The sequence below is a fragment of the Salibaculum halophilum genome, from assembly GCF_002094885.1.
GTDB classification, from domain to species: Bacteria; Pseudomonadota; Alphaproteobacteria; order Rhodobacterales; family Rhodobacteraceae; genus Salibaculum; species Salibaculum halophilum.
In genome coordinates this window covers 67080-80058 of the sequence record NZ_MSIT01000002.1, presented here as the reverse complement: position 1 = coordinate 80058, position 12979 = coordinate 67080, and the positions used below count along the sequence as shown (strand labels likewise).

Below are 12979 nucleotides of genomic sequence, written 5' to 3'. Positions count from 1 at the left end.
GCCGCTGAACTACCTGAGGAGCCGATGGGCAACGCAACACAGCGAAATCCGTTGAAGATCAGCAATCGACCCGCCTGCGTCCGAGGAGAAAGGCGAATGTCCGGATCATTGCGTCCGCGCGCAAATTCGATGTGACGTGCGTCAAAGCACCTTAGGTACAACGGCTCGCGCCTTGCGGCGTTCTGATCCGAAGCAGGTGATCTTCGACCGGTCGCCGGCCCGGACGACGAAACGCGCGAGCGCACACGTTCCCAAGTTAGGAGGTTTCGGTGTCTCCTGACGTTTGCAAAGACCGCACGCTGGGCCAGAGACATGCTCCTGCACGACTTGCCCCACGATTTCGGTGCCGGCCAGACTCGACCTGAGTGGTCTTTTTCAGGCGACGTTGGCCCGGTATCTGATGATGACGATACCCGTCGCACCGTCGCACCCAGGCAGCGAGATGTCACCGCCGCCTGAGCCGATGTTGGGCGCGGCGTCACCGCACCGAGATCATCCTTTTCGGCCGGCGCATAAACGACGGCATCGGAGCCGTCGTCACGGGGCAGATGATCAAGGCCATGCTATGACGCCGCGTGCCCGTGGACAGCGCGCGGGTGCTGATCCACGGACTGGCATTCAAGGAGAACTGCCCCGACCTGCGCAACAGCCACGAGCTGGACGTGATCGCTGAACTTCGGGACTTCTTCTTGGCGGTTGATGTCCATGACACTTGGATCAATCCCGAGGCGGCGCGGGCGGGATACGGGTTCGCCCCCGTTCAGACGCCTCAGGCGGGTCTGTAAGACGAGGGCATACTATGCGTGGCGCACGACAGCTATCACGACCTTGGCTCCGGTCGCATCCGGGCTTTCGGCAAGCGGGGTCATGTCCCATATGACCTCAAGCATGTTTTGCCCACAGAGGCCGCCGACATCAGGTTGTGAGTAGTAAAGCGGTCAGGCTGCGCAGGATACGCGCGGTGGCGCCCCAGATGTAGTAGGGACCGCAAGGCACGGTGTAGTAGCGCCGCCACTGTCCCCGCCAGACCCGCGCCTCGACCCGGAACCGGGCCGGATCGGTCACATGCGCCAGCGGGACGCGAAAAATCTCGGCGACCTCGCCCGCCTCTGGGCGCAGGGGCGTGTCCCCGTCCACCAGTGCCAGGAAGGGGGCCACGGTATAGCCCGTCACGGTTTCGTGCGGCGGCAACGGACCTAGGATTTCGACCCTGTCGCGCGGCAGGTCGATTTCCTCCTCGGCCTCGCGCAGCGCCGCATCCTCGAGGCTGGCGTCCGCGGCGTCCTGCCGCCCGCCGGGGAAGGCGATCTGACCCGGGTGATGATTGAGCCGGGCCGAGCGCTTGGTCAGTATCACTTCGCGCCGGTCGGTGACGGGCACCAGAACGGCGGCAGGTCGCAGCGCCCGGCCCTCGGGCAGCATGACCCCCGGGGTCAGGTCGAAATCCGACGAGGCGTCCCCAGCGACGCGGACCGCGCGCGTCAAACGCTGTCGCAAGTCAGTCGTCACTGTCCGACCCGAGGCCCAAAGTCGCGGGATCGAGCCTGTAATGCGCGCCGCAGAACTGGCAATCGGCCGTCACAAGGCCCTCGTCCGTGGTCATGGTGGCGATATCCTTGGCCGAGTAGATCGACAGGCTGTTGCGCACGCGATCCTCGGAACACGAACAGCCGAACTGCACCGGCTGCGGGTCGAAGACGCGCGGGGCCTCTTCGTGGAACAGGCGCAACAAGAGCTCGGTCGGCTGCACGTGCGGGCCGATCAATTCGATTGTCTCGACCGAATCGAGCAGAATGTTGGCGCGCGACCAGTTCTCGCCCTCGTCGCCTTCGAGGATATCGTCCGGGGCCAGCAACCCGGCATCGCCCGATCCGCCCTGTGTCGCCAAGGGGCTGGCCTTTGGCATCTTCTGCAGCATGATGCCGCCCGCGCGCCAGGCTTCGCCCTCGCCGGCGATGGTCGAGCGGCCGAAATCCAGCGAAAAGCGGGTCGGCAATTGCTCGGACTGGGCGAAATAGGTTTCCGCACAGGTTCGCAGCGAGCCGCCCGAAATCGGCGTGATCCCCTGGTAGGGAACATTGCCCTGGCCCTGGTCGATCAGGATCGCGAAGTAGCCCTTGCCGATCTGGTCAAATGGCGCGCCCGCCTCGTCCAGCCGGTCGGCGTCGAAGCTGGCGTAGGCCCGGATATGGGCCGGCGCGCCCTCGGCCTCGGGCGCGTAGTAGTCGGTGGCGATAAGCCGGGCGGGACCATCGCCGCGAACCTGCAGGCTGAGTTTCCAGCGCAGCTTGATCGTCTGGCCGATCAGCGCCGTCAGCAGCGCCATCTCGGCCACCAGCGACTCGATCACCGGCGGATAGTCGTGCTGGTCGAGGACGCGGTCGAGCACCCCGTCGAGCCGGGCCACCCGGCCGCGCACATCCGACCGGTCTAGCTGGAAGGGCAGAACGGTATCGTCCCAGGCGATCTTAGAGCCGAGTGTCATGGGGTTTCCTAACCTGTCGGGGATTGGCATACCGCGTCCATCTAGGGGCGACAAGGCGAGGACCAAGGCCGTGATCAGACGCTACGGCGAAGCCATCCGGCCGGGCCGCCGCTATCGGCCGCGCCCCGGCGTTTACGCCGTCCTGCGGCGCGGGCCGGACGTCCTGCTGACCTGGCAGGCCGGGCTGCACCACGAGTTCCAACTGCCCGGCGGCGGCATCGACCCGGGCGAAAGCCCGCTGCAGGCGCTGCACCGCGAGGTCTACGAGGAGACCGGCTGGCGCATCGCGCGTCCGCGCCGGATCGGCGCGCATCGCCGCTTCGCCTTCATGCCGGAATACGGGTTCTGGGCGGAAAAGATCGCCCATGTCTACCTGGCCTTTCCGACGCGCCCGCTAGGCCCGCCGATCGAGCCCGAGCATAGTGCCGTCTGGGTGCCGCTGCCCGAGGCGCCCGCCCTGCTGGCCAGCGCGGGCGACGCGGCGGCGGTGGCCAGCTTGCTATGACCTGAAAAACCCGATACTTCCGCGCCGATCAAGAACGGAGAGCCGCATGTCCGCGCCCAAGAAAGTCGTCCTCGCCTATTCCGGCGGCCTTGATACCTCGATCATCCTGAAATGGCTGCAAACCGAATACGGCTGCGAGGTCGTGACCTTCACCGCCGACCTAGGCCAGGGCGAGGAACTGGAGCCGGCCCGCGAAAAGGCGGTGATGCTAGGGATCAGGCCCGAGAACATCTACATCGAGGATATCCGCGAGGATTTCGTCCGCGATTATGTCTTCCCGATGTTCCGGGCCAATGCGCTCTACGAAGGGCAGTACCTGCTGGGCACCTCCATCGCGCGGCCGCTGATCTCCAAACGGCTGGTCGAGATCGCCGCCGAGACCGGGGCCGATGCCGTCGCGCACGGGGCGACAGGCAAGGGCAACGACCAGGTCCGGTTCGAACTGTCGGCCTATGCGCTCAACCCCGATATCAGGGTCATCGCCCCCTGGCGGGAATGGGACCTGACCAGCCGCACCCGGCTTCTGGATTTCGCGGAAAAGCACCAGATCCCCATCGCCAAGGACAAGCGCGGCGAGGCGCCCTTCAGCGTCGATGCGAACCTCCTGCACACCTCGTCCGAGGGCAAGGTGCTCGAAGACCCCGCCGAGGAAGCGCCCGATTACGTCTATCAGCGGACGGCGCACCCCGAAGAGGCCCCCGAGACGCCCGAGATCATCGAGGTCGGCTTCGAGAAGGGCGACGCCGTGAGCCTCAACGGGGAGGGCATGTCACCGGCAACGATCCTGACTCGGCTCAACGCGTTGGGCGGCACGCACGGGATCGGGCGGCTGGACTTCGTCGAGAACCGCTTCGTCGGCATGAAATCCCGCGGCATCTACGAAACGCCCGGCGGCACCATCCTGCTCGAGGCCCATCGCGGGATCGAGCAGATCACGCTCGACAGCGGCGCGGGGCACCTCAAGGACAGCCTGATGCCGCGCTACGCGGAACTGATCTACAACGGCTTCTGGTTCTCGCCCGAACGCGAGATGCTGCAGGCGGCCATCGACCACAGCCAGGCGCATGTGACCGGTACCGTGCGGCTCAAGCTCTACAAGGGCGGCGTGACCTGCATCGGGCGCTGGTCCGATCACAGTCTCTACTCCGAGGCACATGTGACCTTCGAGGAGGATCTGGGCGCCTACGACCAGACCGATGCTGCCGGTTTCATTCAGCTGAACGCGCTGCGGCTCAGGTTGCTGGCAGCTCGCAAAGCCCGCGTAAAATAAACGGCAGTGCCGTGATTGACCGGATCTGCAGACCGGTGTGCCATTGGCGTGCTGCTTTGCACGGACCACGACGCCGCACGCGGCAAGAAAAATCACGGCTCCAGCAGGACTGCGCGGGGTGTCAGCAGGGGCATGCCGTTGTCGTCAGAGACCATGAGAAAACGGAGGGGACCACTCCGGTCACTGACCACGGCGACCCCTTCCAGGTTGCCGAGCTCTCCCGATGTGCTTTCCCAGATCGTAGCGGTGACAAGATCGTCTGAAAGTGCCCCATCGACGCGGCGCAATCGGGACGAAAATCGAAACATCCAGAACCGCCTCTCCAGTATATACAGGGTGCCGTCCGCGTCGAAATCGGCGCCAACGGGCAAGTACCCGCCCGTTTGCGCGAGCCGTGCCCGCATTTGCCACGCGCCATCCACGAGGCTTGCCACCGGTGTTGTCGCGCGCGCAGATGTCTCCGCAATCGCCCATAGCGTGTCACTGCTGTCGATGGCGAGGGCTTCAAAGCCACGATTGTCCCCGAGGGATATCGATTTGGGGAAGGGCCACGACGCTGTCAGCGTCTGTCGATCGAAAGCGTCGATCCGATGTCGCCCTTCGACAGAGACAAAACTCCGTCCCTGCGCCGACACGGCAAGCCCCTCGGCGTCCATCCGTTCGCCGTCCTGGCCAGCGGCCGGGCCCCTGGGCAAGTCGAAACTGTCCGTCAGAGTGAGACTCTCTGCGCTTATGTCGAGAACGGCATCAAAGGCGATCCCTTGATCGGACAGGATAAGCAGCTTGCCGTCCGATTCCGAGTCAACACCCGACCAGCAGCAAACGGGCGCCACTCGATCTTGTCGTGCATCGATAATTTGAAGATGAGTGATCCTCTCCGCGACTGCAAGCGAGGGCAACAGGAGCAAGACAAGCTGTCCGATCAGGGTCAATCTCATATGGGTTTTGGGGCCTTTATGTCCGAGGAGCCGGGCTGGATGCGCTCGCGCGCGCTGGGCGAGTCTGCCGCCCCCAGACCTTGCAGGGTGCGTGCAGCATGGCGTTGCAATACGGGGTTTCATCTCTTGTGACCACCACAGCGCGACTTCAGGCGTCGCACGGCGCCCGACTTTGTGCTGCTTGAGAGGACGGTGCCAATCCCACGGGGTCTTGGGCAAGGTTCAGGACCGTGCAGACGTCGCCCAGGGATTTGCGCAGGCGAACGCCAGAAAACCGGTTTTTCTGAATCGGAGAATTCGCTATCGAATGCTCCAACATCAATATTGATAGGGATTTCCAAGAATGCTGAGCTGTTTCAAAAGCTATGACGTGCGCGGCCGCCTGGGCACCGAGCTGACCGAGGAGATCTGCGTCGCCATTGGCCGCGCCTTTGCTCGTGTCATGGACCCCGGCACCGTGGTCACCGGGCGTGATATCCGGGCCAGCAGCGAGGGTCTTCAGGCCGCGCTGCACCGCGGGCTGGTGGACGAAGGCGTGCAGGTGATCGACATCGGCCTCTGCGGCACCGAGGAAGTCTATTTCGCGACCCCCCACTACGAGGCCGGCGGCGGGCTGATGGTCACGGCCAGCCACAACCCGATGGATTACAACGGCATCAAGATGGTGCGCGCGGGCGCCCGGCCGATCTCCGCGGATACAGGCCTGGCCGAGATCCAGGCTTTGGCCGAAGCCGGCGATTTCGGCCCGGCCCGGCCCGGCGGGCAGGTCTCGCAACGCGATCCGCGCCCGGACTACGTGGCGCATTTGATGGGCTACGTCGCGCCGGCGGACCTCGGGCCGCTGCGAATCGTGGTCAACGCCGGCAACGGGGCAGCGGGACCAACCCTCGACGCCCTGCTGTCGGCCCTGCGCGGGGCACCTCTGGACGTCGTCAAGATCAACCACGATGCCGACGGCAGCTTTCCCAACGGCATCCCCAACCCGCTGTTGCCCGAGAACCGTGCCGCCACGGCCGAGGCCGTGGTTGCCCACGGCGCGGACATGGGCGTGGCCTGGGACGGTGATTTCGACAGATGCTTTTTCTTCGACGAAACCGGCGCCTTCGTGGATGGCGAATACGTCGTAACGCTGCTTGCCAAGGCCTTTTGCGCCAAGGAGCCCGGTGCCGGGATCGTCTACGACCCCCGGGTGATCTGGGCCACCGAAGATGCGGTCAGACAGGCCGGCGGCACGCCGATCCTGTCGCGCGTGGGCCATTCGCACATCAAGGGCATCATGCGCGACCGCGACGCGGCCTACGGCGGCGAGATGTCGGCGCATCACTATTTCCGCGACTTCAACTATTGCGACAGCGGCATGATCCCCTGGCTACTGCTGGCCGAACTTGTCGCGCGCTCCGGTCGGCCGCTCTCGGGCATGTTGGCTGAGTTACGCCGGAATTTTCCGTCTTCGGGCGAGGTCAACTTCCGTATCGGTGATGTCGACGAAGCCGTTGCTGCCTTCGAGGCCACTCACGGCCCGCAGGCCCGCGCCGAGGACCGGCTCGACGGGATCAGCTACGACATGGGCGACTGGCGCGTGAACCTGCGCCGGTCCAACACCGAACCGGTGGTGCGGCTGAACGTCGAGGCGCGCGACGACTCCGCCCTCGTGGCTGACAAACTTTCCGAGATCCGGAACCTGCTGGCCGCCTACGCCGTGTAATACGGCTCACGCATGTGAAGGATGGCGTCGTCGGAAGCGGCTGATCTGGGCGACGAGTCCCCTCGCCGGCACCCGACCAAACGACCCAAGTGTCGGACGAAACCCACCGAGCAGACTTGCTCGGCGATCAAGCTGTGGGTGTTTTCGCACGTTCCTCGGGCATTCACCCGGTGCCTCGCAGTGACTGGCACAGCGGTGGTCGGTCAAACCCCTTAGCGTTGCCAGGTCAGCGTACACCCGGTTAGCAGCTTGCGAACGCGTTCGGGCAAATATCCCGATCAGGTTCATTGCCCTGTTGGTAGTGGCCTTCATAGCGAGAAAGGGACGTCAACATGGACATTTTCAAAGCGCATGCGCTCACGGCCGCCGGACCTGCTACCGACATTTTGCCAGTCACGCCCAGTGATTCCACCGACCTGCCCATCGTGGCGTCGGCTATTTATGTGGAAACGGGCGGCACCTTGTCAGTTGTCACCGTCCGGAACGAGACGCGCAGCATCGAGGTGGGTGACCTCTCCTTGCTACCCGTGGGCGTCCGGAGTGTGCGCTCAGCGGGCACCACGGCAACCGGCATCCATGCACTGGTGATCGCATGAGGCTGGACTACTCGCTCCATCCGGGTGGCGCAGTTATCCAAAGGGGCCGCGCATGGGACCCCACGCAGCTTTTTGCGCGCGGCCAAGGCGGGGTTCTTTTTTCCGCGCGGCGGGGACTGTTCCTGGATTCCGCAGGAACGGAACCCGCACAGGCACCCGGCCAATCGGTCGCGATGATGCGGGATTTGTCGGGAAACGGCAATCACGCTGTTCAAGGCAGTCCCAGCCAGCGCCCGATTTTGGGGCGGCATCCCGAACGCGGGGTGGTCAACACATACCCTGCGAACACTGCCGATCTTTCCAGTAGCAGCTGGGCATCAAACCGGCTGAGCACGACGCCCACATCACATACCACGTCAGGCGAACCTGCAACTGTACTCACCGCGACACAGGCGCATGTGTCGGGCGCCTTCATGCGCGGTGAAATACACAGTTTTACGGCGGGGACATATACCCTGAGCGCCATCGCCCGAGGCACAGGCTGGTTCGTGATGCGCCCGACGGTCGAATCGAATTTCGCCGATGCTGCCGGCGCGTGGTTCAATTTGGGCGCTGGCAGTGTCGCCACTGTGGCGCTTGCATCCGGCGCGAGCATTTTTGCAAATCCTCTCGCCTCCATTGTGCCTGTCGGGACCGGATATCGCGTATCGATCACCTTTACCGTGACCACCGCGGCACCCCTGACCATGCGATTCTACCTGGTTGACGGAGATTCGACGCTTGAGGTGACACCCGGCGCAGAAGTGCAACTTGAAGCACCTCAACTGGAAAACGGCACAGAGGTCACGCCATATCAGCGGCGGGTGTCACAATATGACATTATCGAAGAGGATCAGCGCTCCTTGTGGTATCTTTCCGTGGACGGCGTGGATGACTGGATGCAGCTTGCAGACCCCATCACGGTTGGAGAGACGTACATCGTGGGGGCGGTTCGTGACTGGCACACCGGCTGGCCGAAGCCGATCACCTTTGGCTCCGGCAGCGGAGCGTCAGTCCTCAACCTTGCGAATGGCATCTCATTGACCGCCGATGGTGCAGGGAACCGGGCGACCTTCGGGGCAACGACCGGCTGGCCGGTTCTTTCATCCGGACAAAACAGAGCCGATGTCGTGCAAGTTTCATCGCCGTCACACGCGCAGGCATGGCGAAATGGCACGGTGTACCCTGCAAATCCGGAGGTCACAGGTGATTTGACCCAGTTTGAGGGGTTCGACAGCATGTTCCGCGCGGGGGACGGATATGGTCTCGGTCGCTTTTACGGTGGGATCGTCGCGAGCGGTAATCTGGCCACCTCCGACCTCGCGCGTCTCCGTAGATATCTGGCAAAGTTGGGGGGAGTACCGGCATGATCCGTATGACCATCGTCGAGCATGTCGGGTTACCGGCAACTCTCACGGAGTCGAGCTCACCGATCTGGCAGGATGTTCACGGCAGGCAATTTCGCGTCGCGTCGGGGTTAACCGATGAAGCACCCGATCTGGCTTGGACCCCGGAGGACGGTGCGATGCCACGACTTGGAACCGCGGCAGCAGTGATCATCTCGGGGATGGACGGGCTGGCGGCGTTGAACGCCTTGGGATTGTCGCGACTGGCGATCGACCCGGACATGTGATTGCAGCACCCTCGGTGTCAATGGATGCCGGGGGTGCTGCTGGGATCAGTCGCCCGATACGCGCTTGAACGTCGGCGCCCCGATGCGGAACGTCGCTGTCCAAGGGCCAGACGACACCAACCTCAAATCGGGATCCACGAGCGCGGCGTCGGGCGAGCCAGTCACCGCGGTACCGGTAAAGGTGGCCATTTCTGGAGTGAGCGGCAAATCAGCCGAGAATACGAAGGCGCCCAAACTGGGTGAACGACCGTCGGCGCGCCACTGTGAGCCAGCCAGATTGGCTTGCCAGTTACCACTTTCATCGTCGTCGACCACCGCCAGGTCGGCGGTGAACTCCCAACGCTCGTTGGGCGTTGTTTCCACAAAGCTGCCTCTGCGCGCGAAGTTGACGTGCACGACTCCCTGCCCCCCGTTTTGCGTGATACGCAAGTCGATCCAGTCTTCTGTCACGTCCACCACTGCGGCAGCCCCGTCCGAATCGCGTGCGAAATAGATATCCCAATGATCTGGCAGACTGCCCGCGCCGCCGAGTTCGCCTATCGTGGCTCCCTGCAAGCTGTCGTTGGGCAGAAAATTTTCAGAGGCGTTAGGGACCGGTGTTTCTGCGGTCTGATCCGTTGCGATATCTTCGGCATCCGGAACCGCCTCCGCCTGAGCGGTTGATTGCGTTTGCCCGGAACCATCCGATTCAGCATCCAGGATCAAGGTCATCCCCGCGAGTATTCGGTCACAGTCGTCAAGCTGATCGCGGTTGATCTCGCACAGTTCACGCCATCTCGCCGCCGAACCCAGTTCACTGCGAGCAATACTCATCAGAGTGTCGCCCGCCTGCACCTGATATTCCTCCGCCTGTAGCGGAAGGCTCGACAGCGCGGTCATCAACATTGGGGTCAGACCAGCGACCGTTTTTTTGGAAGAGCGTGTTGTCATTCTAACCTCGCGGAAGTTACCGGCACGGATAAGTCAGAGTTCCTGTGCTTGGCGAAAGTTGTCAACCCGGCAGCCGCCGGCTTGGCGGGTCTGCGCCCGAGGCAGATCATACATCGAAGTGGTCATAGCGACCGTGCCTGTCTCTTAGGCAGTTCTGACGTGGCAAACCTTGCGATCCTATCATTGATCGCACAAGAAATGGGCGCGAGATCGCCTGCAGCCCAGTTCGAAGTCGAGACGCGCAGTCCCCACTAGACTTCAGTAGATCCGTCTTATACTTCAAGGCGGTGTGGGGTGATGTACCATGAGTTTGTGAACCGAGGACCGTCACAATGCGGGCAAGTATTGTAATCCGCGCGCTCAACGAGGCAAGGCATCTCCCTGATCTCTTGGAGATGATCAAGTTACAGCGCACAGTTGATCTCGATGTAGATGTAGAGGTCGTGCTGGTTGATTCTGGTTCGACAGATGGCACCATAGAAATTGCCCAAGATTACGGCGTCCGCGTTACCAACATCGCCAAGTCCGAATTCAGCTTTGGACGATCATTGAACAGGGGCTGTGCTTTTTCAACTGGCGACATCCTGGTCTTCATCTCGGGTCATTGCGTTCCGGCAGATTACGATTGGCTGCAAAACCTTTGCCGACCTTTGATAGATGGTAAAGCTGCATACAGCTACGGACGTCAGATCGGCGATGACGAGAGCAATTTCAGTGAACGCTTAATTTTTGCCAAATACTTCCCGGATTCGTCCGATATCCCCCAGAAAGGATTTTTCTGCAACAACGCCAACTCGGCTTTGCTTCGTACGATCTGGGAATCCAATCCATTCGACGAGGAATTGACGGGGCTCGAAGATATGGAACTTGCCAAAAGACTTGTTAGTCAGAACATGAGTATTGGCTATGTGGCCAACGCCGCGGTCTTTCACCATCATCGCGAGAGCTGGGCACAAATTCGGCGCCGTTTCGAGCGGGAAGCATTGGCACTACGCTTTATTATGCCGGAAGTTCACTTATCCCGGTTTGATGTCATGCGCTACGTGATCCGGAGTGTAGTAGGGGATTGGTGGACAGCCAGGCGTAACGGTGTTTATTCGACATCAAAAATGGAAATGCTGCGCTACCGTTGGAATCAGTATCTAGGGTCCTTCAAAGGTAATAACGAACATCGTCGTCTTTCTCAGAAGGCGAAGGAAAAATTTTTCTATCCACATAACTCAGACAAGGTCGAACAGGATGAATGGCTCAAGCCGGTGCGTCGCACTTCTCCCCATGAAAGCTAATAGCCAGCGCGTGTGTGGAAAAAATTTCCGTAAACTACACGGCAAGCCGCTTTTCAGGTGGATACTCGACACATTGCTGAAAATGGATGAGTTGGCCGAAGTTGTCATCAATACGGATGCCAGAGCGATATTGGCAGAAAATGGCTTGACGGATGGGCCGCGCGTTCGAATTCGCGATCGCAAGCCTGCACTTTGCGGAGATAAGGTATCAATGAATCTTATCCTGGCCGACGATGTTGCAGCTGTAGAGGCAGATACCTACCTGATGACACATACTACTAATCCGATGCTGTCGTCTCAGACAATTCAGGCGGCGCTTGACGCCTACCATCGGGAATTAGCGTCAGGTAACTGTGACTCCCTATTCACCGTCAACAAGGTTCAGTCCCGATTTTATCGGTCCGATGGCAGTGCGATCAATCACGATCCTGATAATCTAATACAGACTCAAGATCTTGAGCCGTGGTACGAAGAGAACTCCAATCTTTACATATTTTCACGTGAGAGTTTTGCGCGCACAAATGCGCGGATCGGCAAAAAGCCGGCATTGCATATCATGGACAAGCTGGAGGCAACGGACATCGACACGCCTGAGGACTGGTCCATGGCCGAAGCGATCCACCAACTCCGGACAGATGGAAAGGTTTTGCAGGCATGAATAGGATCCTGGTAACCTGCCCGCCCATGTTGGGCATGCTTGACGAGTTTCACGAGCCTGCCGAGGAGCTTGGTCTCAGGCTTCAAGCCGGAGCGGTAACCCAGACCATGAGTGTACCGGAATTGATAGACACCGTGCCGAACTTCGACGGCTGGATCATAGGTGACGATCCGGCCACCAAAGAGGTCTTTGAAGCCGGACATTCAGGAAAGCTACGCGCGGCTGTCAAATGGGGTGTGGGCGTGGATAACGTAGATTTCGCGGCCTGTCAGCGCATTGGTTTACCCATCACCAACACGCCTGGTGTCTTCGGAAGGGAAGTCGGTGATCTGGCCATGCATTATGTCACGGCCCTCGCTCGCGAGACATTCGTTATCGATCGTGGGGTGCGTGACGGCGGTTGGCCGAAACCGCGCGGTCAATCTCTGTGGTCGCGCCGCGCGGCCGTTATCGGCTACGGCGATATCGGGAAAAACGCAGTCCGGCGCCTGCTGGCCCATGATGTGACAGTCACTGTCGTCGACCCGTTTTGCGACCCGGCAATATTGCCTGACGGCGTTCATCTTGCGCCTTGGCCAGAAGCCGTCGAAGAGCAGGACTATCTGGTTTTCACCGCGCCCCTGACATCCGACACCCAACACATGTTCAACATGGATATCCTGGACCGGCTGAAACCCGGTGTGCGCGTTGTCAATGTCGGGCGCGGCCCGGTCATTGCGGAGGCCGCCCTCGTCACCGGGCTGGAGCGCGGGCTTGTCCATTCCGCCGCCCTTGACGTGTTCGAGGTCGAGCCACTCCCCATGGACGCCCCCTTGCGCGCGTTCCAGGACCGACTGATTTGCGGGTCCCATAACGGGTCAAACACCGAGGATGCCGTACGACATGTCTCACTCAAGGCGATCGAGCTGATGGCCGGGTTTTTGGGCCAACGCACTTAGGAGAAAGTGGGAGATTAATTCTTCTGTACTGTCACTAACAAAAGAAGGAAGCCAAA

The 12979-nt window shown here is 61.4% G+C and carries 14 protein-coding genes; 10 read left to right on the top strand and 4 right to left on the bottom strand.

The genetic code is table 11. The features are described from left to right. The first annotated feature begins 575 nt into the window (after positions 1-575). Positions 576-785: a UDP binding domain-containing protein gene (locus BU124_RS01855; RefSeq protein ID WP_084860756.1), complete on the top strand. Its 210-nt coding sequence runs from the start codon at positions 576-578 to the stop codon at positions 783-785. 130 nt (positions 786-915) lie between these two features. Here BU124_RS01855 and BU124_RS01850 read toward each other — a convergent pair whose 3' ends face one another. Together BU124_RS01850 and hslO are read right to left on the bottom strand one after the other, a co-directional pair. Beyond that, positions 916-1497, bottom strand: coding sequence for a CoA pyrophosphatase (locus BU124_RS01850; RefSeq protein WP_245831584.1), 582 nt, complete (start codon positions 1495-1497; stop codon positions 916-918). Between the two features lies 1 nt (position 1498). Continuing rightward, positions 1499-2485, bottom strand: coding sequence for an Hsp33 family molecular chaperone HslO (hslO, locus tag BU124_RS01845; protein ID WP_084860754.1), 987 nt, complete (start codon positions 2483-2485; stop codon positions 1499-1501). A gap of 70 nt (positions 2486-2555) precedes the next feature. Between hslO and BU124_RS01840 the strand changes: the two genes are divergently transcribed. Together BU124_RS01840 and BU124_RS01835 are read left to right on the top strand one after the other, a co-directional pair. After that, positions 2556-2990, top strand: a complete 435-nt coding sequence (locus tag BU124_RS01840; RefSeq protein ID WP_084860753.1) for an NUDIX domain-containing protein — start codon at positions 2556-2558, stop codon at positions 2988-2990. Positions 2991-3036: 46 nt separating this feature from the next. Further along, positions 3037-4260 carry an argininosuccinate synthase gene (locus BU124_RS01835; RefSeq protein ID WP_084860752.1) on the top strand — a complete coding sequence of 408 codons (1224 nt, stop codon included), beginning with the start codon at positions 3037-3039 and terminating at the stop codon, positions 4258-4260. Between the two features lie 92 nt (positions 4261-4352). On the opposite strand, the gene BU124_RS01830 is transcribed toward BU124_RS01835, so the two are convergent. Continuing rightward, positions 4353-5198 (bottom strand): esterase-like activity of phytase family protein, encoded by an 846-nt coding sequence (locus tag BU124_RS01830; protein WP_179141841.1) that lies wholly within the window; start codon positions 5196-5198, stop codon positions 4353-4355. A 343-nt stretch (positions 5199-5541) separates the two neighbouring features. Here BU124_RS01830 and BU124_RS01825 point away from each other — a divergent pair, with 343 nt between their 5' ends. The 4 genes from BU124_RS01825 to BU124_RS01815 all read left to right on the top strand — a co-directional run bounded on the left by BU124_RS01825 (position 5542) and on the right by BU124_RS01815 (position 9111). Then, complete coding sequence (locus BU124_RS01825) at positions 5542-6903, top strand: phosphohexomutase domain-containing protein (RefSeq protein WP_084860750.1); 1362 nt, start codon at positions 5542-5544, stop codon at positions 6901-6903. Positions 6904-7235: 332 nt separating this feature from the next. Beyond that, positions 7236-7499 carry a spike base protein, RCAP_Rcc01079 family gene (locus tag BU124_RS01820; protein ID WP_084860749.1) on the top strand — a complete coding sequence of 88 codons (264 nt, stop codon included), beginning with the start codon at positions 7236-7238 and terminating at the stop codon, positions 7497-7499. Then, positions 7496-8848, top strand: a complete 1353-nt coding sequence (locus BU124_RS14515; RefSeq protein WP_143529853.1) for a hypothetical protein — start codon at positions 7496-7498, stop codon at positions 8846-8848. Before BU124_RS01820 ends, BU124_RS14515 begins: the two co-directional genes overlap by 4 nt. Further along, positions 8845-9111, top strand: a complete 267-nt coding sequence (locus BU124_RS01815) for a hypothetical protein (protein ID WP_143529852.1) — start codon at positions 8845-8847, stop codon at positions 9109-9111. The genes BU124_RS14515 and BU124_RS01815 overlap by 4 nt, the downstream gene beginning before the upstream one ends. Before the next feature lie 45 nt (positions 9112-9156). On the opposite strand, the gene BU124_RS01810 is transcribed toward BU124_RS01815, so the two are convergent. Further along, complete coding sequence (locus BU124_RS01810; RefSeq protein ID WP_143529851.1) at positions 9157-10041, bottom strand: LysM peptidoglycan-binding domain-containing protein; 885 nt, start codon at positions 10039-10041, stop codon at positions 9157-9159. 332 nt (positions 10042-10373) lie between these two features. Between BU124_RS01810 and BU124_RS01805 the strand changes: the two genes are divergently transcribed. Genes BU124_RS01805 through BU124_RS01795 form a run of 3 tightly spaced genes read left to right on the top strand, consistent with a single transcriptional unit; the run spans position 10374 to position 12923 of the window. Beyond that, positions 10374-11327 (top strand): glycosyltransferase family 2 protein, encoded by a 954-nt coding sequence (locus BU124_RS01805; RefSeq protein WP_084860746.1) that lies wholly within the window; start codon positions 10374-10376, stop codon positions 11325-11327. After that, on the top strand, positions 11317-11985 hold the full coding sequence (locus tag BU124_RS01800) for an acylneuraminate cytidylyltransferase family protein (RefSeq protein ID WP_084860745.1): 669 nt from the start codon (positions 11317-11319) through the stop codon (positions 11983-11985). Before BU124_RS01805 ends, BU124_RS01800 begins: the two co-directional genes overlap by 11 nt. Before the next feature lie 26 nt (positions 11986-12011). Then, positions 12012-12923 (top strand): NAD(P)-dependent oxidoreductase, encoded by a 912-nt coding sequence (locus tag BU124_RS01795; protein WP_084860933.1) that lies wholly within the window; start codon positions 12012-12014, stop codon positions 12921-12923. Positions 12924-12979 lie beyond the last annotated feature (56 nt).